The 22848-nt window shown below is 67.8% G+C and carries 13 protein-coding genes; 8 read left to right on the plus strand and 5 right to left on the minus strand.

All coding sequences use genetic code 11. From position 1 onward, the window contains the following. Nucleotides 1-13 precede the first annotated feature (13 nt). From SYV04_RS22140 to SYV04_RS22150, 3 genes are all read left to right on the plus strand, one after another. Nucleotides 14-4420 carry an AMP-binding protein gene (locus SYV04_RS22140; protein WP_321547849.1) on the plus strand — a complete coding sequence of 1469 codons (4407 nt, stop codon included), beginning with the start codon at nucleotides 14-16 and terminating at the stop codon, nucleotides 4418-4420. Then, on the plus strand, nucleotides 4417-5445 hold the full coding sequence (locus SYV04_RS22145; RefSeq protein WP_321547850.1) for an NAD-dependent epimerase/dehydratase family protein: 1029 nt from the start codon (nucleotides 4417-4419) through the stop codon (nucleotides 5443-5445). Before SYV04_RS22140 ends, SYV04_RS22145 begins: the two co-directional genes overlap by 4 nt. A gap of 114 nt (nucleotides 5446-5559) precedes the next feature. Next, nucleotides 5560-7179, plus strand: a complete 1620-nt coding sequence (locus SYV04_RS22150; RefSeq protein WP_321547851.1) for a sigma-54 dependent transcriptional regulator — start codon at nucleotides 5560-5562, stop codon at nucleotides 7177-7179. An 18-nt stretch (nucleotides 7180-7197) separates the two neighbouring features. Here the strand turns inward: SYV04_RS22150 and SYV04_RS22155 are convergent, their stop codons facing one another. Next, entirely contained in the window at nucleotides 7198-7596 is a 399-nt protein-coding gene (locus tag SYV04_RS22155) for a hypothetical protein (RefSeq protein WP_321547852.1), read from the minus strand. A gap of 135 nt (nucleotides 7597-7731) precedes the next feature. Here SYV04_RS22155 and SYV04_RS22160 point away from each other — a divergent pair, with 135 nt between their 5' ends. Beyond that, a complete protein-coding gene (locus SYV04_RS22160) occupies nucleotides 7732-12354 on the plus strand; it encodes an Ig-like domain-containing protein (protein WP_321547853.1) in 4623 nt (1540 codons plus the stop codon). Between the two features lie 97 nt (nucleotides 12355-12451). On the opposite strand, the gene SYV04_RS22165 is transcribed toward SYV04_RS22160, so the two are convergent. Beyond that, nucleotides 12452-13210 carry a DUF5953 family protein gene (locus SYV04_RS22165; protein ID WP_321547854.1) on the minus strand — a complete coding sequence of 253 codons (759 nt, stop codon included), beginning with the start codon at nucleotides 13208-13210 and terminating at the stop codon, nucleotides 12452-12454. After that, the gene (locus SYV04_RS22170; protein ID WP_321547855.1) at nucleotides 13207-14124 is read right to left on the minus strand and encodes a DUF6310 domain-containing protein; all 918 of its coding nucleotides are present in this window, start codon (nucleotides 14122-14124) and stop codon (nucleotides 13207-13209) included. Before SYV04_RS22170 ends, SYV04_RS22165 begins: the two co-directional genes overlap by 4 nt. A gap of 151 nt (nucleotides 14125-14275) precedes the next feature. On the opposite strand from SYV04_RS22170, the gene SYV04_RS22175 reads away from it, so the two are divergent. Further along, a complete protein-coding gene (locus tag SYV04_RS22175; protein WP_321547856.1) occupies nucleotides 14276-14410 on the plus strand; it encodes a hypothetical protein in 135 nt (44 codons plus the stop codon). Between the two features lie 94 nt (nucleotides 14411-14504). Here SYV04_RS22175 and SYV04_RS22180 read toward each other — a convergent pair whose 3' ends face one another. Both SYV04_RS22180 and SYV04_RS22185 read right to left on the minus strand, forming a co-directional pair. Beyond that, nucleotides 14505-19151 carry a hypothetical protein gene (locus SYV04_RS22180; protein WP_321547857.1) on the minus strand — a complete coding sequence of 1549 codons (4647 nt, stop codon included), beginning with the start codon at nucleotides 19149-19151 and terminating at the stop codon, nucleotides 14505-14507. A gap of 105 nt (nucleotides 19152-19256) precedes the next feature. After that, nucleotides 19257-19787, minus strand: a complete 531-nt coding sequence (locus SYV04_RS22185) for a dihydrofolate reductase family protein (protein WP_321547858.1) — start codon at nucleotides 19785-19787, stop codon at nucleotides 19257-19259. Nucleotides 19788-20003: 216 nt separating this feature from the next. Between SYV04_RS22185 and SYV04_RS22190 the strand changes: the two genes are divergently transcribed. The 3 genes from SYV04_RS22190 (at nucleotide 20004) to SYV04_RS22200 (ending at nucleotide 22842) form a co-directional block, all read left to right on the plus strand. Beyond that, a complete protein-coding gene (locus SYV04_RS22190; RefSeq protein WP_321547859.1) occupies nucleotides 20004-20312 on the plus strand; it encodes a hypothetical protein in 309 nt (102 codons plus the stop codon). 101 nt (nucleotides 20313-20413) lie between these two features. Beyond that, entirely contained in the window at nucleotides 20414-21646 is a 1233-nt protein-coding gene (locus tag SYV04_RS22195; protein ID WP_321547860.1) for a TolC family protein, read from the plus strand. Further along, nucleotides 21643-22842 carry an efflux RND transporter periplasmic adaptor subunit gene (locus SYV04_RS22200; RefSeq protein WP_321547861.1) on the plus strand — a complete coding sequence of 400 codons (1200 nt, stop codon included), beginning with the start codon at nucleotides 21643-21645 and terminating at the stop codon, nucleotides 22840-22842. The genes SYV04_RS22195 and SYV04_RS22200 overlap by 4 nt, the downstream gene beginning before the upstream one ends. The last annotated feature ends 6 nt before the right edge of the window (nucleotides 22843-22848 follow it).

Raw genomic sequence — 22848 nt, forward strand, 5'->3', positions numbered from 1 at the left:
CCCCGAGTCGCCCATGAGTCAGCTGCCCGAATTGAACGTCTCCCAGGTCTTCACCGGCAAGCGCCTGCTGTTCGCCGGCTCCACCGGCTTCGTGGGCAAGGTGACGCTGTCCATGCTCCTGACGCGCTACGGCCAGGAGCTCGACAAGCTCTATGTGCTGGTGCGCAAGGGCAGCGCCGCGTCCGCCGAGCGCCGCTTCTTCGACAAGGTCGCCATCAGCGAGCCCTTCCAGCCGCTGCGCGATGCGTACGGCGATGAGGGCGCGCTCGAGTTCATCCGCGCCAAGTGCGAGATCCTCGACGGCGACATCACCGACCCGAACATGGGGCTCACCGACGCGCAGGTGGAGGCGCTCACCGGCAAGGTGGCCGCCATCGTCAACTGCGCGGGCCTGGTGTCCTTCAACCCCTCGCTGGAAGTCGGCCTCAACGTCAACACCCACGGCGTGAAGTACGTGGTGGAGCTGGCGCTGAAGTGGAACGCGCCGCTCATCCACATGTCCACCGCCTTCGTGGCGGGCAACCGCAGCGGCCTCGTCTTCGAGGACGAGGAGGTGCTGGGCTACTTCCCCAAGAAGGACGAGCTGGACGGGCGCGACTTCAACCTGGAGCAGGAGCTCAAGGACGCCGAGCGCATCGTCGCGCGGCTGCGCGAGCAGGCCGATGACAAGGCCCTCACCTCCACGTTCCGCAAGAAGGCGCTGGACCGGCTCGAGGAGGAAGGCCGCGACGTCAACGACGAGAAGACGCTGCGGCTGGCGGTGGGCCGCGAGCGCAAGCTGTGGCTCACCGGCGAGCTGGTGCGCGCCGGCATGGAGCGCGCCCTGCACTGGGGCTGGCCCAACACGTACACGTACACCAAGAGCCTCGGCGAGCAGGTGATGGCCGCCACGCCGGGCCTGCGCTACTCCATCGTGCGCCCCTCCATCGTGGAGAGCGCGATGCACTTCCCCTTCCCCGGGTGGAACGAGGGCTTCACCACCTCGGCGCCGCTGGCGTTCGCCGGCCTCAAGGGGCAGCGCGGCATCCCCGCCGGCCACAGCACCATCCTGGACATCATCCCCGTGGACAAGGTGGCTGGGGCCACCATCGGCATCACCGCCCACGCCCTCACGGTGGAGGAGCGGCGCGTCTACCACCTGGCCTCCGGCGACGAGAACCCGTTCTACGCCAGCCGCTCGGTGGAGCTGGTGGGCCTCTACCGCCGCCGCTACTACCGGCACAAGGAGGGCGGCAACGCGCTGATGAACGCGGTGCGCTCGCGCGTGGAGCCGCAGCCCGTCTCGCGTCAGGCCTTCGAGCGCTTCAGCGCCCCGGCCTTCGTCAAGGGCGCCCAGTTGCTCAAGAAGGTCATCGACGAGGTGCGGCCTACGTGGGGCGCCCCCGGCGTGCAGGCCCTGCTGGATCGGGCCAAGACGAAGCTGGATGACGTGGAGGAGCAGGCCTCCAGCCTGGCCATGCTCATCGAGCTGTTCCTGCCCTTCATCTGGGAGAACCGCTACGTCTTCCGCTGCGACAACACGCGCTCGGTCTACACGCGGATGGCGCACTCGGACCGCGTGAAGATTCCGTGGGACCCCGAGCACATCGACTGGCGGGCCTACTGGCTGGAGACGCACCTGCCCGGCCTGGAGAAGTGGGTGTTCCCCGGCCTGGAGGAGGAGACGCAGAAGCGCACCGTCATCCCCGCGCACCGCGACTTGCTGGAGCTGTTCGAGGCCAGCGTGCATGCGTGGCGGCACCGGGTGGCCTTCCGCATGTTCTCCGACGAGCGGGAGGAGCGCTTCACCTACGGCGAGGCGCACCGCTACGCCTCCCGCGTGGGCAGCGCCCTGCTGCGCTCCGGCGTGAAGCACGGAGACCGGGTGCTGCTGGTGTCGGAGAACCGGCCCGAGTGGGCCATCTCCTACTTCGGCATCCTGCGCGCGGGCGCCACCGTGGTGCCGGTGGACCCGGCGCTCACCGAGGCGGAGGTGGTCAACATCTCCCGCCGCGCCGAGGCCAAGGCGCTGCTCATCTCCGAGCAGGCCTCCGAGGAGTTCCCCGGCCTCATCACCGCGCTCCAGGGCGGCGAGAAGCCTCCGGTCGTCATGAGCCTCGCCGAGGCCATGGCGGGAGACCCCGCCTTCCCGGACCGCATCGGCAAGGTGCGCAAGACGGCCGCCGCGGATGACGTGGCCAGCCTCATCTTCACCTCGGGCACCACGGGCAACCCCAAGGGCGTCATGCTCACCCACCGCAACTTCGCCTCGCTGGTGGCGAAGCTGGCCGGCGCCTTCAACATCGGCGTGGGCGATGGGCTGGTGTCCGTGCTCCCGCTGCACCACACCTTCGAGTTCTCCGCCGGCTTCCTCACCCCGTTCTCGCGCGGCGCGGAGATTACGTACATCGACGAGCTCACCTCGGACCGGCTGGGTGACGTGTTCGAGACGGGCCGCGTAACGGCCATGGTGGGCGTGCCGGCGCTGTGGCAGCTCCTGCACCGCAAGATTACCCAGGAGATGGCCAGCCGCCCGCCGGTGGTGGAGCAGGCCCTCAAGGCGCTGATGGCCTCGCACGGAGAGCTGCGCAACCGCAGCTCGGTGAACCTGGGCAAGCTCCTGTTCTGGCCGGTCCACCGCAAGTTCGGCGGCAAGGTGAAGTTCCTGGTGTCGGGCGGCTCGGCGCTGCCGGACGAGGTCCACAAGGCGTTCCACGCCCTGGGCTTCAACATCACCGAGGGCTATGGCCTCACCGAGGCGGCCCCCGTGCTCGCCGTGGCCGAGCCCACCAACAAGCGCCAGCCGGGCACCGTGGGCAAGCCCCTGCCGGGCATCGAGATCCGCATCGACAGCCCCGACAACGAGGGCATCGGCGAGGTGCTCGCCAAGGGCCCCAACATCATGGCCGGCTACTTCGGGGACCGCGAGTCCACCGAGGCCGTGCTCAAGGAGGGCTGGCTGCACACCGGCGACCTCGGGCGGCTGGATGCCGAGGGGCGCCTGTACCTGGTGGGCCGCAAGAAGGATGTGATCATCGACGCCAACGGGAAGAACGTCTACCCGGACGAGCTCGAGGATCTCTACGGCATCCACACGCATATCAAGGAGCTGTCCATCGTCGGCCTGCCGGACGAGGGCGGCGGCGAGAAGGTCGCCTGCCTCTGCGTGCCCGACTACAAGGAGCGCCCCCGCGAGGAGGTGCGCCGCGAGCTGGAGGAGCACTTCAAGAACGTCAGCGCCGACATGCCCTTCTACCGCCGGGTGAAGGTGCTGCGCTTCTGGGACGGGGAGCTGCCCCGCACCTCCACGCGCAAGGTGAAGCGCAAGCTGGTGGTGGAGGAGCTCAAGCGCCTGGAGCGCCTGGCCTCCAGCACCGAGAAGGCCCGCGAGAAGGTCACCGCCACCGGCGGCGTGAGCGACTGGCTCTACCCCCTCATCGCCGAGGTGGTGAACCGGCCCCTCGCGGACGTGCGCCCCGAGGCCCGCCTCTCGGGAGACCTGGGCTTCGACTCGCTCATGCTCACCGAGCTGTCGGTGGCCCTGGAACAGGCCGGCGTGCCGCTGCCCGCGGTGAATGACTTGACGCAGGTCAACACGGTGGACGACCTGCGCAAGCTCATCGTCGCCTCCGGTCGCAGGCCGGCGGCCGAGGCGCGCGCCAAGGAGATCTCCGAGGACAACAAGCGCTCCGAGGAGATGGAGATCCCCGTGCCGGACCTGGTGGCCAACCTGGGCCGGCAGCTGCTCACCTTCGGGCAGAAGATGCTCTACGGCGGCGCGTTCGACGTGAAGGTGACGGGCAAGCCCTTCGTGCCGCAGAACCGCAACTTCCTCGTCATCGCCAACCACGCCAGCCACCTGGACGCGGGCCTCATCCGCACCGTGCTCGAGGAGCAGGGCCAGAAGCTGGTGGCGCTGGCGGCGCGCGACTACTTCTTCGACACGGCGCTCAAGCGCGCCTACTTCGAGAACTTCACCGACCTCATCCCCATGGACCGGCACGGCAGCCTGCGCGAGTCGCTGCGGCTGGCGGGCGAGTCGCTGCGCATGGGCTACAACCTGCTCATCTTCCCCGAGGGCACCCGCTCGGTGACGGGCGAGCTGCTCGAGTTCAAGCCGACGCTGGGCTACCTGGCGCTCACCTATGAGGTGGACGTGCTGCCGCTCTACCTCAAGGGCACCTTCGAGGCGCTGCCCAAGGGCACCATGTTCCCGAAGTCCAAGGAGCTCGAGGTCCACATCGGGCCGGTGCTGAAGTACTCGGACCTCCGCGCCAAGACGCAGGGCATGGCGCGCTCGGAGAGCTACCGCTACGCCACGCGGCTGGCGGAGGAGGCCATCAAGGCGCTGCGGGCCGGCCGGGTGCTCAACCTGGACGCCGCGGCCACCACGGAGGAGCAGCGGCGCGCGCTGGGCTCCACGGGAGGGCAGGACGCGTGAAGCTGCTCGTGACGGGAGGCACCGGTTTCCTGGGCATCCACCTGGTGCCCAAGCTGCTCGAGGCGGGCCACGAGGTGCGCCTCATCGGCCGCACCCCGCCCACGGCCTCCGTGCTGGCCAAGGCGGAGTTCGTCCAGGCGGACCTGAAGAACCGCGAGGCCGTCAAGCGCGCCCTGGAGGGCGTCGAGGCCGTCTACCACCTGGCGGGGCTCGTCTCCTTCCAGGACAAGGACGCGCGGAAGATGTACGAGCTGCACGTGGACGCCACGCGCGAGCTGGTACGCGACGTGCGCGAGGCCGGGGTGAAGCGCTTCATCCTCGCCTCCACCTCCGGCACCATCGCCGTGTCCAAGGAGGAGCGCGTCGGCACGGAGGAGGACGACTACCCCATCACCGTGGTGGGCCGCTGGCCGTACTACCTCTCGAAGATCTACGAGGAGAAGCTCACCCTGGAGTACTGCCGCAAGCACTCCATCCCCCTGGTGGTGCTCAACCCCAGCCTGCTCATGGGGCCCGGGGATGACCGGCTCTCCTCCACCTGGACGGTGGTGAAGTTCCTCAACAAGGAGATCCCCGCCATGCCCGGCGGCGGCATGTCCTTCGTGGACGTGCGCGACGCGGCGGACGCCTTCGTCAACGCCCTCACGCGCGGCGAGCTGGGCGGCCGCCACCTCATGGGCGTGAACATGTCCATGCCGGACTTCTTCGACCGGCTGGCACGGCTCACCGGCGTGAGCGCCCCCCGGCTCCACCTGCCCTCCCAGGCCAACGTGCTGGGGGCCAAGCTGCTGGAGCGCTGGGCGAAGCTGCGCGGCACCAAGCCCCTGCTGGATCCGCAGGAGGTGGATGTCGGCGAGCACTTCTTCTACCTGGACGCCTCGAAGGCGGAGCGCGAGCTGGGCTTCCGCGCCCGGGACCCGCAGGAGACGCTGCACGACACGGTGCAGTACATCTTCACGAAGATGCCTCCCCAGAACCTTCCGGGCACCAAGGGTCGCCTCTCGGAGCTGCGCGAGGGAACCTGATAGGATTCCACCCTTGCTGGATCCAACCCGGCAAGCCTTGATCAATCCCCTTGGCAACGGCTTGATGGGCGTGGACGCCACCGCGTACACGCGGTCTCCCTTGGGCATGCCTCCATGAAGGATCCGAAGTTCACAGATATCTCGACGGCCGCCACGCCCAGACGCACGAGCGCCCAGGTGTCGGGCCCAGTCCCGGCGCTGACCCTCATCTCCCACCCCACCCCCCAGCGCGCGGGGGAGCGGCTGATCCTCGAGGCGCTCGCCAGCGGCGGCACCGTGGCGCTCTCGCGCATCTCCCCGGACTTCGTCCGCCCGGGCAGCACCCTGGCCATGCCCCTGGCCGATACCTTCCTCAGCCGAAAGCCCCTGCTCTTCGACCGCGCGGCCAACGGCGGCGTCCGGCTGACGGTGGAGGAAGGCGGCACGCTGGTCCAGATCGGTGAGACGCCGTTCACCGGCACCCGGGAGTTCGGACCCGAAGAGCTGAACTCGGGCGTACCCCTCGTGCTCGCCGAGCGCGTCGTCCTGCTGCTCCATCTGGTGGTCTCCCCCGAGGCGCACACCCCCAACGATCTGGGCATGGTGGGCTCCGGCGCGGGCACCCGCCGCGTGCGCGAGGACATCGCGCGCGTGTCCGACCTGAACGTGCCCGTGCTCATCCGGGGCGAGACAGGCTCGGGCAAGGAGCTCGTCGCGCGGGCCATCCACCAGCACAGCCCGCGCCGGTCCGCGCCCTTCATCAGCGTCAACCTGGGCGCCCTGCCCAAGGAGCTCGCCGCCGCCGAGCTCTTCGGCGCGCGCAAGGGCGCCTACACGGGCGCCACCCAGGACCGGGAGGGTTTCTTCCGCGCCGCCCACGGCGGCACCCTCTTCCTCGATGAGGTGGGCGAGGCCCCTCCCGAGGTCCAGGTGCTGCTGCTGCGCGTGCTGGAGACGGGAGAGGTGTTCCCGGTGGGCGGCCACGCGCCCGTGCCCGTCGACGTGCGGCTCATCACCGCCACGGATGCCGACCTCGAGGAGCGCATCCGCCAGGATCTCTTCAAGGCCCCGCTGCTGCACCGGCTGGCGGGCTTCGAGATCCAGGTGCCTCCGCTGCGCGAGCGCCGCGAGGACATCGGCGTGCTCTTCTACCACTTCGCTCGCCAGGAGCTGGAAGCCCTGGGCGAGGCCCATCGCCTCGAGGCGGCGGCATCCCAGGCCGACCCGTGGCTCCCCACCGCGCTGGCGGCCCGGCTGGTGCGCTACGCGTGGCCCGGCAACATCCGCCAGCTCCGCAACCTGACCCGGCAGATCGTCATCGGCAGCCGCGGCCAGCCCCGGCTCCAGGCCAACCCCCGCCTCGAGCAGGAGCTGGATGCCTCCGAACCGGTGATGCCCTCGCGTCAGGCCGCGGCCCTCGCGCCCGCCGCGAAGGAGCCGCCCGCGCCCCCGGAGCCCGCAACGCCCCGCCGCAAGCCCTCCGAGGTGACGGACCAGGAGCTGCTGCAGGCCCTGCGCTCCACCTCGTGGGACCTCAAGGCCGCCGCGGAGCGCCTGGGCATCACCCGCCCCTCGCTCTACATGCTCATCGACAAGAGCCCCAGCCTCCGCACGGCGGGGGATTTGAGCACCGAGGAGATCACCCGCTGCTTCCAGGAGTGCCGCGGAGACCTGGACGCCATGGTGCAGCGCCTCGAGGTCTCCAAGCGCGGGCTCCAGCGCCGCATCCGGGAGCTGGGCCTGGGCAACGACTGAGCGCGGGCTCCGGGGGTCCTACCCCGCTCCCCCCGGCTCGGGCGGCTTCGAGGTGTACCAGTCCACGTGGAGGCTCCACTCGTAGCAGCGCAGGCACCGGGTGTGCCGCCACTGCATGCCACAATCCGGGCATTTGGCGGCCGTGTCGAAGGTGTTCCACTCACACCCGCAACGGCAGGCCCAGCGATCGGACTTGCGCGGCTGCCAGGAACACTTCGGACAGCGGATGCGTCCGCCCCCCACGAGGTCCTCGAGCCGCTCCTGCTGCTGCGTATCCCCGTCCCGCTGGGGCTCCAGGGGGCCATGCTTGGCTTCTCTCCGAATCAGGGGCTCGTGGTGGGAGCAGGACACCTCCAGGAGTCTGCCATCCCGCCGACGCGAGGTGGAACCTGACACGTCGGGGCGGGCCGCTGACACGTCAGGCCCCCTTTGACGCGCAGGTGTACTGTCGAAAGGTGCGTACTTCCGTGGCTTTTGTCATGGTTGAAACCTTGCAGCTACACTATGAGCCCCCGCCTGGGTACTCCCCAGACACAGGAGTCGTGTAACTCAATGAAGACGCCCCTTTTCCAAGTCTGGCGCCGTCTGCCAGCGCTGCTCGCCGCCTGCTGCGTCGTCGCGGGGGCCTGCGGCCAGTCCCTCCCGGAGCCCGCCGCCGCACCGCGCCAGGAGACCCCGCTCGTCGGTGACGATGGCGAGGTCACCGTCACCCTGCCCGGCGTGGTGCTCAACCGGTATGCCGTCCTCGCGGCGAACGCCGCCGCGGGCTCCACCCGCCTCGAGCTGACGAACATCCAGGATCTGGATCATCCGACCTTCGGTCCGCTGGGCATCGGCGATCTGGTCCTCATCATCCAGATGCAGGGCGCCAGCATCGACACTTCGGACAGCGCCGCCTACGGCGCCATCACCAACCTCCATGGCGCGGGCTTCCATGAGTTCGCCGTCGTCCGGGGCGTCGAGAACAACACCGTGACCCTGGCCTGCAATGGGCTGGAGCACAGCTACTCGGTCGCGGGGCGGACGCAGGTGGTGCGCGTGCCGCAGCTCACCAACCTCTTCGTTGAATCCGGTGGCACCGTGGTCGCCGCCCCCTGGGATGGGCTGCGCGGCGGCGTCGTGGCGATCCACGTCGCGGGCGTCACCAACCTCTCGGGAAGCATCGACGTCTCCGGCCAGGGCTTCCGCGCCGGCGCGCGGGAGAACACCTCGGGTGACGCCAACACCCTGATCTCGCTCTACCGCTCGAGCGACGCGGCCGCTGGCGCCGAGAAGGGTGAGGGCATCGCGGGCGACAGCACGGTCTACGACACCCTGGGTGGACGTTATGGCCGTGGCGCTCCCGCCAACGGTGGCGGCGGCGGCAACAGCCACAACGCGGGTGGCGGTGGCGGCTCCAATGGCAACAACAGCCAGCCCTGGGATGGCCAGGGCGTGATGAGCGGCTCCGTCCCCGGTGCCTTGGCCTGGCAGCTCGACCCGGGCTTCATCTCCAACGGGAACGCGCGGACGAACGACTCCGGTGGCGGGCGCGGCGGCTACACCTACTCCACCGTCAACGCGGACGCGTTCAACGTGGGTCCGAACGATGCGGCCTGGGGTGGCAACTCTCGCAGCGAGGTGGGCGGGCTCGGCGGCCGGCCGCTCAACAACGAGCCGGGCTCGCGCCTCTTCCTGGGCGGCGGCGGCGGCGCGGGTGACGGCAACAACAACGCGGGCGCCGCGGGCGGCAATGGCGGCGGCCTCGTGTACCTCATCTCCTCCACCGTGAGCGGCGAGGGTCAGGTCCTCGCCAACGGCAGCAGTGCCCAGAACACGACCGGCTCGCACAACGACGCTCCGGGCGGTGGTGGCGCGGGCGGCAGCATCGTGATCCTCAGCAGCGACCTGAGCGGCGTCTCCGTGGAAGCCAATGGTGGCCGGGGCGGCAACCAGCTCATCACCAGCGACGAGGCCGAGGGCCCTGGCGGCGGCGGTGGCGGCGGCTATATCGCCCTGCGCGGTGGCACCGGGTCGACCTCCGTCCTGGGCGGATTCTCGGGCACCAGCACCTCGTCTTCGGTCACCGAGTTCCCCGCCAACGGCGCCACCGCTGGCGGCACGGGCCAGGTCGTGCAGAACACGCCCGAGGTCCCCACGCCGTGGCTGAGCTGCGATCCCACTGACACGGCGGACCTGTCGATCAACCTCACCGCGACGCCGAACCCCGTCTCGCCCGGCAGCGACCTGACCTACACCGTCCAGGTGGGCAACGCCGGCCCCGACACCGCCAACGCCGTGACGGTGACCTTCCCGGTCCCCGCCGGCACCACCTTCTCCAGCGTCGGCGGCGCGGGCTGGACCTGCGCGGCGGCGGGCGGCGTGGTGACCTGCACCCTGCCGAGCCTGGCCATCGACACCACCGCGACCTTCACCATCGTGGTCGTCCCCACGGCCCAGAGCGGCTCGATCATCGGCTCGGCGACCGTCACCTCGCCCACGCCGGACCCCACCAGCGAGAACAACAACGACACGGAGACCACGGGGATCGCCGCCACCAATGACGCCCCGGTGAACACCGTGCCCGGTCCGCAGACCACGCCCGAGGACACCCCGCTCGTCTTCTCGCCGGCCAACGGCAACCCCGTCTCCATCGCCGATCCCGACGCGGGCACCGAGCCCGTCCAGGTGACGCTCACCGTCACGAACGGCACGCTCACCCTGGGCAGCACCCCGGGCCTGACCTTCACCGAGGGCGACGGCGCCTCGGACACGAAGGTGACCTTCACCGGCACCCAGGCCGACATCAACGCGGCGCTCGCGGGCCTGACCTTCACCCCGGACGCCAACTACAACGGCCCGGCCACCCTCACCCTCACCACGAACGACCAGGGCAACAGCGGCGATGGCGGCCCCCTGAGCGACACCGACACCGTCGAGATCAACGTCACCCCGGTGAATGATGCGCCCACGGCCGTCGACGACACCGCCTCGGTGCCCTTCGACTCCGCGGGCCAGACCCTCGACGTGCTGGCCAATGACTCGTTCGCGCCCGACAGCGGCGAGACGCTCACCATCATCGAAGTCACCCAGGGCTCGGAGGGCGGCACGGTGACCATCACCGAGAACGGCACCCGCGTCACCTACACGCCGGCGCCGGGCTTCGAGGGCTCCGAGACCTTCACGTACACCATCAGCGACGGCAACGGGGGCACCAGCACCGCCACGGTGACCATCACCGTGAAGCGCATCGAGCGCCGCGTGGTGGGCCGTGGCTGCAGCGCCTCCGGCTCGGGCGGGCTCTCGGGCCTCGTCGGGCTGCTGCTGGCCCTGTTCGTGCTGCCCCGCCGGGGGCAGCGCGGGTCCCGCTCGCTCCTGGCGCGGCTGTCGGGCGCCCTGTTCGTCCTGTGCGGCGGGGTGCTGCTGACCAGCGCCTCCCCCGCGTGGGCCCAGAGCTCGGCCATCGACGTGCAGCAGTTCAAGCCGGCTCCCGGGCAGTCCGACGTCCTGGGCCTGCACGGCGCCGGGGTGCCGGGCCACCTGAGCTGGCGCGCCGGGCTCTACCTCAACTACGCCCATGAGCCGCTCGTCATCATCAACCCGGCCACGGACGACCTGCTCCAGCACCTGGTGAAGAACCAGCTCGGCTTCGACCTGATGGGCTCCCTCGGCCTGGGCAAGTACTTCGAGCTGGGCGCTGTCATTCCGGTGAATCTTCAACACGGCGAGTTCGAGCAGACGCCCAACGGCAGCCTGGAGCAGAAGTGGAAGGGTGGCCTGGGCGACCTGAGGCTGGTGCCCAAGGCGGTGATGCTGGAGGAAGAGAAGCTGCGGGTGGCGTTCGCGCTGCCCATCGTGCTGCCCTCCGGCGGCTCCGGGAACCTGCGCGGCCAGGACGGCGCCGGCGTGCAGCCGCGCCTGACCGCCGACTACTCCTTCGAGGGGGGCACCCGCGTGCTCGCCAACGTGGGCGTCAACTTCCGCAGCCGCCAGGAATTGCTCAACCTCTCGGTGGGCAACGAGCTGAGCTACGGACTGGGAGCCGCCATTCCCTTCCAGCTCCGGGGCCAGCAGTTCACCGGCATGGCCTCGGTGGCGGGCGCCATGGGCCTGGGCGCCACCGGCGGGGCGAACGAGGAGGAGGTGCCCCTGGAGATGCAGGCGGGCGTCCAGTACCACTTCAACAAGAGCGTGCTGGCCACCCTGGGGCTCGGTCGCGGCCTCACCCTGGGCTACGGCATGCCCGCCATCCGCGTGTTCTCCGGCGTCTCGTGGACCGCGGAGGCCCCGCCCCCCGTCATCCACAAGGACTCGGACAACGATGGCCTGCTCGATGAGGAGGACACCTGCCCCAACGAGCCCGAGGACCGCGATGGCTTCCAGGACGAGGACGGCTGCCCCGACCTCGACAACGACCAGGACGGCATCCCCGACACGGCGGACAAGTGCCCCAACGAGCCCGAGGACAAGGACGGCTTCCAGGATGAGGACGGCTGCCCCGACCCCGACAACGACCAGGACGGCCTGGCCGACGCGGCGGACAAGTGCCCGCTGGAGGCCGAGGACAAGGACGGCTTCCAGGATGCGGACGGCTGCCCCGATCCCGACAATGACCAGGATGGCCTGGCCGACACGGCGGACAAGTGCCCGCTGAAGCCCGAGGACAAGGACGGCTTCCAGGACGAGGACGGCTGCCCCGACCCCGACAACGACCGCGATGGCGTCGCCGACGCCGATGACCAGTGCCCGGAGGAGGCCGAGGTCATCAACGGCGTGGAGGACACGGACGGCTGCCCGGACGTGGGCGAGACCAAGGTCAAGGTCACGGGCAACCGGATCACGATCAAGGAGAAGGTCTACTTCGCCACCAACAAGGATGTCGTGCTGGCGCGCTCCTTCCCGCTGCTGCAGCAGGTGGGCCTGGTGCTCAAGGCCAACCCGCAGCTCACGAAGGTCCGCATCGAGGGCCACACCGACGACCGCGCGGACGACGCCTTCAACCTGGACCTCTCGCAGCGGCGCGCGGGCAGCGTGCTCAAGTACCTGGTGGAGCAGGCGAACATCGACCCCGAGCGCCTGGAGGCCGTGGGCTACGGCGAGACGCAGCCGGTGGACACGAACAAGACGGAGCAGGGCCGCGAGAACAACCGCCGCGTCCAGTTCACCATCCTCACCACCGACGACGAGGCCCAGTAGGAAGCGCAGGAGGGACGGCTGTTAACGGGCCACTGTCTTTGGCCAGCTTCCGGCCGTCCCTCCCGCGTCCCTCTCCAGGAACGCCCAGCAACCCCACTCAGCCCGGAGTCACGCGCCCGCCAATCTCCGGGAAGCGCTCGTAGGCCCGATTGAGCGCGTCCAGGTGGGCGGGGTTGTCATAATCGAGCGGCGCATCAGTGAGCTTCACAACCCATCCGCCCGCCGGCGTGCGCCGCGCCCGCGTGAGCAGTTCGGCGTCGCGGGCCGGGTCCGGGAACCCGATGGCCTGCGCGGCAGCAGCAGACCAATAGTTCAACCACCCGAGGAAACAGGGAATCTCAGGCGCGGGGAGGTTTTCTGGAAGATTGAGCATGGGAAGTCCTCGGGGTGAGCGCTCCGGTCCATGAGGCGAGCGACGAAACTGCTCCGAGACTTCCGCGCCGTAACTATACCGTGACGCATGCCCCCAGAACGCGCGCGCCCCCTCCGCCATGGCCTCGAGCATGGCCGCCGCTGCCGAGATAACAGCCTCGTCTAGTGGCAACTTCGCATGAACGTCGAGTTGCGGCTGACCGCCTGGGCTGAGGAGTGCTGGACTCTGTCTCCCCGAAACCGTCACAGGGTAACTCTCGTCCCCGTTGCACAGAAGAGGGATTCTCCCGTCCTTAATCCTTTCTGTGAGCCACGCGTCGCGCTGCGGCAAGGCGATGGGGCGCCCGCTTTCGGAGATCCTCCACGCTAGGCGCAAACCGGGAAGGGCCCTTTCCATCCCATGGATGACATCGAGCGCGCGGCCGTCTTTGCCCACGAGCGCAGGCGCGTAGACGATGAAGACGAGAACTCTAGGTATGGTCATCGTGTGCATCCCGTGACAACGACATGGAGGGTGGGAATCCGGGCGATCAGCGCGAGTCTGTGCGCTTGCGTGCTCACCCCAACGACGAAGTCGTATCCACAGGCCCGCGAAGCGGCGAGTTCCTTGGTCAATTGCTCCACCTCCTTCTCAATCTCCCGCTCCTGGATAAAGTCAGGGTAGGTGTCAAATCGGTGGGTCTTGATCTCCCACAACACACGTACGCCGACTTGCAGCGCATCGAAGCGCTCACCGCCCACGAATACGTCCATGCCGGGATAACGGTTGGGCGGAAACTTATCGGCGCACTCGTTATGCGGGACATCTTCGCCCGCGTGCCGCACCGGGATGGGCTCGCACGACGGACGGCGCGGCGTGGTTTCTGGCGGTGGGGGGAAGATGTCTCCGGTGCTCGACCCCTTTGGCTTTGGCGTTCGGTCCGCTAACGGTTCCTGAGCGGGCTGCGTTTGAGCCTTGGGCTTCGCGCGCTCGCGGGATGCGTTCCGTTGATACGCATCAATCCCCTCCTGGATGGCGGCTGCTACCACCACCGCGCCAATAACAATCACTGCACCGACAACGAGCTCGGGTGCCGCGAAAACACAGAGGGCCACGACTGCGGGAGCGGCTGCATCCGCGTAGGCGACAGCGCATCTTTTGGTGACATCCCTCAACCTGACCCTGTCGCGATCGAGAGCATGAAAGCACCGCCCCGCAAGGATCGGCCACTCGTTGGAGGCTTCCCGCACCACGCATTTCCCATCATCCGTCCACGGGTACTGCGCCGCTCGCTGAAGGTTGGCGAATCTCGGACTCTGGGGACTCGGGTCCCCCATCTCTCCCGGGCTCGGATCCATCGTAGCGCAGGCCGAGAGCAGGAGCAGGAGCAGGGGGGCGCTGCAAGTTCGCGCACGCATGGCCACGTTCTTTCAATCAAGCAATGTGCTGCGGGTCACGGCTCCGGTTCTCCGCTGGAGCATATCAGCACGTCCCACAGCGAGAGCCGATGGAGGAGCGCGCGTCCGACAGCGCCAGTTCGGGCAGGTGGCGCGCTCCAGGACGGCAGCCATGGTCGCCGCGTCCTGCTCGGCCCCGGTGGCGTGCGTCGAACGGCTCGTTGTGTTCGAGGTGCCGCTGGCCGAGGTGGACAAGCTCACCGAGGCGGTAATGGACGGTGTCCCGCCGCTCCGGGATGTACAGTAGTGACAAAGGCAGTTGAGTGACATGGGAGAACCGCACGGGTGAAGTCCCGCGCGTGCGGCTCTCGCTGCTGGCTTGAGCTCTCTCTGTACCTGGTTCAGTCGGGCTCTTTCAGCCAAGGCCCCAACCCCTCAAAGATTCGTCGCCCGAGGAAGTTCTTGTCGAACTTGTCTTCGCGCTCCTTCATGGCACGGCGCAGATTGGAGCGGTTGAGGTGGGCGTGGACCATCTTCAGCCTGAAAAAGTCGTCGTTCCCGTTGCCCGGGAGCATGCTTTGGTTGAGCCAGTTCCATGCCCGACGATCCGCCGAACGCAGGAACAGAACCCACGCTGCGTAGCTCTCCTCATGGCTTCGAGCCGCCCGGTAGGTGCGCCACCAATGGTCCGCGCAAGCCTCGGTGTAGCGCGATCGAGCGGACTTGCGTCGCAACTCTTCGTGGCTGGTTCGGATCTCGCCGTCCGGCCAAGCATCGCTCACGGGCAGGCTGTTGCCCGTTCTGAAGCCGTCGAGAACGACGCCCCTTTTTCGTCGCCAGGCCAGAAGCGACGCCTTGTCCGCTTCGATGGCGCGGGCAAGCCATCCCGTCTTGCCATTGAGAGTGGCAGCAAGCGCGACCTCCAGCAGGCCTTTGTCTGTGTGGCAGCAACGAAGATCGAGTAGTTCCGCGCGAAGTGCATCGACTTCCGCCGTGTCAGGCGCTCTAAAGGGGATGTGGATGAGTTCGTCCACCCGGGCGAGGCCAATGTAGCGGGTCTCAAGGGTTTCTCGCAGGCTTCGCCACAAAGCTGCGCCAGCATGAGCATCGTGCTCCAGCAGCGCTTCACACAGAGCAAGGTATGCGGTCTCGGCGAGACCGACCCGACGCTTGAAGTCGCTGGTAGGCCCGCTCATGCCTTCCAGCCATAGCTCCACCAAGTCTGGTGCATGCCGGAGGACTGGCGCAAAGTCCTTGGCTTCGATGTTCGCCAGGAGAAGGCTTGCCCCCGAGCGCTGGGCCGCGTGAATGAGCTCGACCGCTATGTCACGAGCGCGTTTGTACACCTTGGCCTGGGCCTCGCCAGTGAAGGCCCTATGCAACTCAGTTGGCCCCGGTGTCACAGAGAACCTGAGCAGTCCGGAGTCCTCATCTGTCCGGTCTACGGTCAGAGGCGGGTCCACATCCGGGGCGTGGCCTTTCTCAGCTGCGAGGAAGCTACTGGCGATGTCGATGGCGAGACGGATCTCCGCCGGATCGCCTCCTCGCTGCCGCGCTGCCTCCAGAAGGCGCCACGGAGCCAGTCGCGGTGCGACCTGCTCGAAGGGCAGAGCCCCCGCGGCTGCGATCAGCGCGCCAGAACCGTAGTGGTTGATCCAGTGCTCCGCCTCTGCGGACCAGTGCCAGTTCAGTGCAAGCAATGCACGCCCGAACCGCGTCGCGTCCGCTCCTGCGAGTGCTCGGTACGCGAAGCGGCGAAGATTCTCGTCGGAGCCTTCGGCAACGTTCATAAGCCAGGAACAGGCGGCTTCGCTGAGCGCAATCTCGTGTTGAGACAACAGGATGAGGAGGGTGCGCTGCTGTGCCGCTGAGCCGGTGCCGAAGCGGGCAATCAACGTGTCAACGTCAGCTGGCTCAGGCTTTCTCAGGATGACGCCAAGATCCACAAGGATGTTCTTGAGATCTGCCTCAATAAGTGTCTTCAGTTGAATCAGCGCATCCCGCTCATGCAACTCCAACATGAGTAGATGGTTGGCAGCGAAGAGTTCGTTGCCCTCTTCCCTTTCGGGGCTACTGAGTCTCAAGGCTCGGGCCGCCGCCCCCTCCCTCTCCTGGGCGAGTACAAGATGCGCGGTACTCTGGATGGCAGCCCCATATCGGGAAGAGGGAGGGCAAGTGGCTAGATTCTGCAACTTCCGGCGCAGGAGGTCAGCCAAGAGGTCGGGAGCACACCGTGCCAACGCTGGCTCCAGTTCCTCGAAATCGTGTTCCTCGACCGTGTAGTGGCGCTGACGGTAGAGCTTGTCGACGTCGATGGAGGCCGCAGCTGCACGGACCTCATCGACGAAGGCGGCCGGTGGCGCGAATGCTGGGTCAAGCCACAAATCGCGCGTCCGTTGGATTCGTGCGCGGGGCCCCACGCCGGTGTCGTTCAGTACGTTCTCGACATGGCGCCGCTCCAGCGGGAAGAAGCTCCTGCTTGGATGCGGTAGGTAGTCCCTCTCGTATTGAAGGCTGCGATCCAGGCCCGGATCGATCGCGACCGCTGCCGTTTCGTCTGCTTCCTCGCCGGTCAACCACAGCAGCAGTGCTGCCGCGCGAGAGGGGAGTGCCGGATTCACCAGTGCTTCCGGTGTGCGCGCTCTCACTGCAACCGAAAGTGCCCGCAGCGCGTTCGTCGTTTCCGCTGGATCGACTTCGTTGAGAAGGCAGAGCCAATTCAGCCCATCCCAACTCTGGTTGCGTCCGCCGGCAGCCATGGCGATAGCAGCAGTCTCGAATACAACAGCGGCAGGGGTGAGGGGGAATCCTTCCAGAAGAGATGGCGCCGTCTGTCCCAGAATGCCATCGTCCCGATCCACGAACTCAAGTTCCCGTCCAAGCACCTTCAGCGATCCAGAGGCATCCACTCCCACCCGCGTGAGAAACCGTCGCGATCGCTGTCGGTCGGCGTCCTCAAACTGAGGGTCAAGAGCCTCGACGTCGCGCGAGACGATGCTAAACCAGCGGCAAACTCTCTCCACGATGACGGAGAGGACGGAGGCGTTCGACCGAGGGATCGAGCGCAGGGCATTCACCGCCCAGAGGCGGGCGGACGCGTGGGTATGCTCGCGCGACTGCTCGATGGCGTCGAGCAGTGCTTCAGGCAGGCTCGTCGCCAGTCCCGACAGCTCACGTCGGTGCGCCTCGGTTACGTTCTGCGTCTGCAGCCAAGCAGTCACCAGCACGCCAGCCACGGGGGTGGCCGTGGGCCCACCCCGTTCGACGAGAATGGACACCGCCGCGCGGAGAATCTCCGCACGCTCGTCGAGCCCGGTGATGGGATCCAGCCATTGAGTCAGTGCAGTCTCGACGGTGGCGAATGTCGTCGGGAGTGCGGCGTCCAACTGCGAGAGCAGGGCGGCGCCCAGCGCGTGGGACACGACAGCAGGCTTGAGCTGAAGCTTGCCAGCCGACCCGGAAGTGGTGAACTGACCATCAATGATGTCGCTCAGTCTCGCGAACACTTCGCGGTCGGTCAGATCCGGCCTCGTGGTGGTCTCCCCCAGCGTCCTCAATGAGAAATCCCGGACGCCGTCACGGTAGTGACACGCTATCTCCTGCAGCCAAGCTCTCCAATCGTCCTCGCTGAACGATTTCCCAGCACGGTCTCCAAACGTGTCCCGGCCATACTCCCAGAGAACGCGGTGGACGGTGACCTGGCCTGCCTCCACCAAGCGCTCACGGAACCTGATCACCAATTTGAACAAGCGCGGTGTGCGCGACAGTGCAATCAGGTCCGGGGGGAGGTCGCCTTGTTTCAACCCTTCGAAGGCCAGCATCTGATCGAGCTCGCCACCCGGGGAGACGTCGTAGGGGTCGACCTGGACGAACACCGCAGGCGCGATGAGGCCGCGCAATCGCTGGAGGCGATTATCCAGATGGTGATTGCGCGTGCTGAGGATGACCCGGATGCGCCCTTCGAAAGTCTCTGCTTGGAACCCCTTCAATATCTGAAGCCAGGGAACGGACGGTTCCTGGTTCATGCCATCGAAGAGGACCGTCAGGACAGGTCCTTCATCGCCTGGCCGCTTGAGCAACTTCTCAAGGCGCCGAAGCCAGTGATCACGGTCACGGACCTGGGCCAGTTCATGAAGACGGTCTGCGAGGAATCGCTTGATCGCTGTTTCCGAACTGCCGGTGAACTCCACCGCCGTTGAAGAGGGCACGATGAGGATGATTGGCTGCTCGTCCTTGTGGTCCACCAGCCAATCGAGCGTTGCCCAGGTTTTACCGACACCTTCGTACCCCACGACTGCGACCGGTGCATCTCTTTGGGCTGCGTCCCTCCACCACGTGGTCAGTCCATCGTGGGCGGCATCCCGCCGAACCTTCCGGTCTTGTGCCCCACCGGCTGCGTTCTGGCCGAGGGCGGCATTGGAGGCTTTCGGAGAGTTCCAGATCTTCTCCAGTCTCGTAAGGGATTCCGCCCTCAGCGCATTGAACCCCAAGCTCCATGATTGGAAGTCACGGCGGAGCCGGTCCAGGGCCTCGGTCGAAACGGGCTGTAAGGCTCGGGCATGCACTCCTGCCTCGGCGGAGAATTCAGCTGCGACGAGGTTGGGAGCGGACGCACAGAGTGCGGCGAGCGAGGCAAGCTCCGCAGGCTTCCAGTCCAAGATGAGGACGGGAACGCCAATCAACTCGCCTTTCTGAACGAGGCTCTGTTCAATCTGCTCTGGAACTTCGCGCGTGGCGACGAGGATCCAGGCTTCGAGCGCTGCGTCGCGGGCGAGTGCGTGATCCAGTTCGCCCAGGAGTTCACGCTCGCTGAAGGAGGTGGTGGCACTGTACTTCTTGCACTCGAGTCGCAGCCGGCGACCTTGTCGCCCAGCGGGCCCGGCGTCACCGCCATGCTGGAAGCCGGACTGTGCGACGGCGACCGTGACGCCGAGCAGTTGGCCGACCAGCGCGGCGGCCAAGCGCTCAAGCTTTGAGGCATCGCTCTCTGCGTGAAGCGCAGCCTTCAGCTTCCTCTCGTTGTCCCGATCTGTTGCGGTCAGCATCATGAGTTCGGCTACGAGAGTAGCGTGCTTTTGCGTGTCACCGAACCACTCTGGTTCAGCTGACTGAACGGTCGGTCAGCTGAACCAGAGACCGCGTGCGAGTCCCCCCTAAGCGGGAACGTACGCCAACCTGATCACGTCCTCGTCCATTCGCTGGCTGGATTTGAGGTGGAGTGGCGGCCGAGGGCCGGCGAAGAAGGGCTTGCCGGAACCAAGCACGACGGGGTGCAGGTAGACGCGATACTCATCAATGAGACCGAGGTCCGTCAGGCTTCGCGCCAGGTCCGGGCCTGCAACGTCAATCTCTCCCTCGAGCTCTGCCTTCAGCCGGCGGACCGTCGCCTCGAGGTCGTTCGCGACAAGGGTGGCGTTGGGGCCGACGGACTTCAGCGTGCGTGACACGACCCACTTCGGTTGGCTCCGCCAAGCCGTTGCGAAGTCGCGTTCCGCCGCGTCCCACTCAGGATGATCCTCGTCCCAATAACGCATCACCTCGTACATGCGGCGACCGTACACACTGCCAGCCAGACCGCGAACCTGCTCGATGAAATGGCGAAAGAGGACGGGGCTTGGCGCAAACGCCATGTGGTCGACGTAGCCGTCCAACGACTGGTTCATTCCGAAGACGAGTCGCGCCATCTCAAGGAATCTCCCCTCCTGGGTACTCTACGATGAGCCAGACACTCGGTCCACGCCGAGCCCCACGGGGGCGCTCTTGCAGCGGAGCAGAACAGAACCGCGGCCATCTCGAAGGAGCTTTCAACACTGGGCTGAGGGTGCTCCTTGAGCATTCAAGCCCGAACGAAGTGCCACAACACCCAGACGAACCCGGCCTCGAGGTGATATAGGAGCCCCGTGCTGCGGATCTGGCTCTGCCTCTTCACCTTGCTCTTCGCCCCGGTTGGCGGCTTCGGCTTCATGCCCGCCGTGTCCTCCGGCGGCGTGTGCATGCAGAGCTGCCCGGACGATGATGAGCAGGGTCAGTGCGCTCTCGACTGCACCGACTGCACCTGTTGCTCCCATGTACGCCCGGTCGTGCTCGCCCGCACCAACACCGTCATCCCGAGCCCTCCCGAGCCCGACTCCACCGAGCATGACGAGCAGCAACCTCCGTCCGCCGACGCGGGCGACATCCTGCACGTCCCCATAGCCCACCTCGCGTAAGGCCACTGGTTCGCCGTCCTGTCCCTTGAGGCTGCACCGGGAGAGGTGTGCCCTTGCGCCACCTCGCCCGCGGTGCTCGCCCCGTGTCCGCGAGGTTCCCCGTGTTCCACCGTCTGACGACGGCAGCCCTCGGGCTTGCCGCCGTGCTTCTCTGTCCGCGCCTCGGTGCGGCTCAGCAACCCACTCCACTCACCCTGGAAGAAGCCCTGGCCCAGGCGCGTCAGCAGGCCCCGGCACTGCTGGAGGCCGCGGGCCGCGTGGCCGAGGCGCAAGGCCGCGTAGCGGGTGCTGCTCCCCTGTTGCGCGACAACCCCACCCTGGAGGCGGAAGCCGGGCCACGCACCTTGGAGGATGGGAGCCGTGCGCCGGATGTAGCCGTGGGGCTGTCCCAACCCTTCGAGCTGGGGGGCAAACGCGGCGCGCGTCGTGACGCGGCCCGTGCCGCCCTCGCCAGCGCCACGTCCCGGCTAAGGGACGCGGAGCGACAAGTCCTCGGGCAGGTGGCCGCGAGCTTCCTGCGCACGCTGCAGGCCCGGGAGCGGCTGCGCCTGGCGCGGGTAGCCCAGGAGGCCGCCCAGGACATCTTCCAGGTCGCCCAGCGGCGCTTCGAGGCGGGGGATGTGCCTGTAGTGGATGCCAACGTGGCGCGCGTCGCCCTCGCACGAGCCCGTGCGAGCGTGGCGGGCGTGGAGGGTGAAGAGGCTGCCCGCCTCGGCGAGCTGCGCGTCCTGCTGGGGCTGCCGGCGGATGCGGCCCTGGAAGTCACGGGCGACCTGAACGCCCTGGCCCGCCAGCCCGTGGAGATGCCCGCTGCTCCACCGGAGCGCCCGGACATCACCGCCCTCACGGAGGAGCTGAAGGAGGCACAGGCCGAGCTGCGGCTGGCCCAGGCTGCGGCGTGGCCCGACCTCAGCCTGGGGGTCCGCTATGAGCGCGAGGGCAACGAGTCGGCCATCGTGGGTGGGCTCAGTGTGCCGTTGCCCTTCTTCAGTCGGGGGCAGGAAGCGCGGGCGACGAGCAGTGCCCGGGTGCGTCTGCTGGAGCAGGCGCTGGAAGCCACCCGCCGAGTGCGCAACGCCCAGGTCGAAGCCGCCCTGGCTCAATACCGCAAGAACCACGAGGCCCTGGAGACGCTGGAGCGCGAGGCGCTGCCGCTGCTTACAGAGAACGAGTCCCTCGCACGCAAGTCTTACGAATCCGGGGAGATGGGGCTGGCCGAGTTCCTCCTGGTGCGGCGTGACGTCCTCGACGCCCGCGCCGACTACCTCGACCGCCTGCTGGAAGCCGCCCTCTCCCGCGTCCACCTCGCTGCTCAAGTTGGAGTTCTTCGATGAAGCCCTTGTACCCCATCCTCTTGGGCACTCTCCTTGCGGCGTCCGCCTGCAAGCGCCAGGAGCCGCCGGCCGAGAAAGAAGGCCACGCCCACACGGAGGAGGCGGAAGCCCACTCCGACGAAGGCCACGGAGAGAACGAGAAGATCGTCCACATCGATCCGGAGATGCTGCGCGACCTGCGCATCACCACGGCTCCAGCGCGAGAGCGTCCCGGGGGTGAGGTCGTCACCGCGCTGGGCGAGCTGACGTTCAGCGAGAACGCCTACGTCGAGGTGGCCACCCCCATCCCCGCCCGAATCGTCACCGTTCACGCCTCCACGGGGCAGAAGGTGAAGGCGAAGGAGCCGCTCGTCAACCTCCAGAGCCCCGAGCTGGGCAAGGCGCGCGCAGCCCTGCGGGCGGCCCAGGCACGAGCGAATGCCGCGCGTCAGGCCGCCGAGCGCAAGCGCACCCTGGCCGCCGAGCGCATCGTCGCGCAGAAGGACGTGCAGGCCGCCGAAGCGGAGGCGACCGCGGCCGAGGCGGAGGTCTCCGCCGCACAAGCCGAGCTGGGAGCGCTGGGGGCCGGCAACGCGGAGCTGAGCGGTGGACAGGGCGCTCCATGGTTCACGTTGCGCTCCCCCATCTCCGGCACCGTCATCGAGCGCCATGCCCGGGAGGGGCAGATGGCGGACCCCTCGCAGGCGCTCTTCCACATTGGCGACCTCACGCGCCTCTGGCTCATCGTCCAAGCCTTCGAGCGCGATGCGGTTCGCATCCAGCCCGACACCGAGGCACGCATCACCTTCGCCGCCTTCCCAGGCAAGGAGTTCACCGCCAAGGTGGGGCATGTCGGTCAGCGGGTAGACCCTGCCTCGCGCACCATCCCCGTGCGGCTGGAGCTGGACAACCCGGAGGGGTTGCTGAAGCCCGGCATGTCCGCCTCGGCCTTCATTCCCCTGGGAGAGAAAGGGGCTCGCATCCTCACCGTCCCGGCGGCATCGCTCCAACGTCTGGAGGACGGCTGGTTCGCCTTCATGCCCGTGGGCAAGGGCTCCTTCGAGCAGCGCGCGGTGGGCCGTGGCCGCACGCTCGGGGGAGAGGTGGAGGTGCTCTCGGGCCTCGAGCCCGGCGAGCCGGTGGTGGTGGAAGGGGCCTTCCTCCTCAAGTCCGAGGTGGAGAAGTCCCGTGGCGGCGGCGAGCAACATGAGCACTGAGGGACG

The organism is Hyalangium ruber (assembly GCF_034259325.1).
Lineage (GTDB): Bacteria > Myxococcota > Myxococcia > Myxococcales > Myxococcaceae > Hyalangium_A > Hyalangium_A rubrum.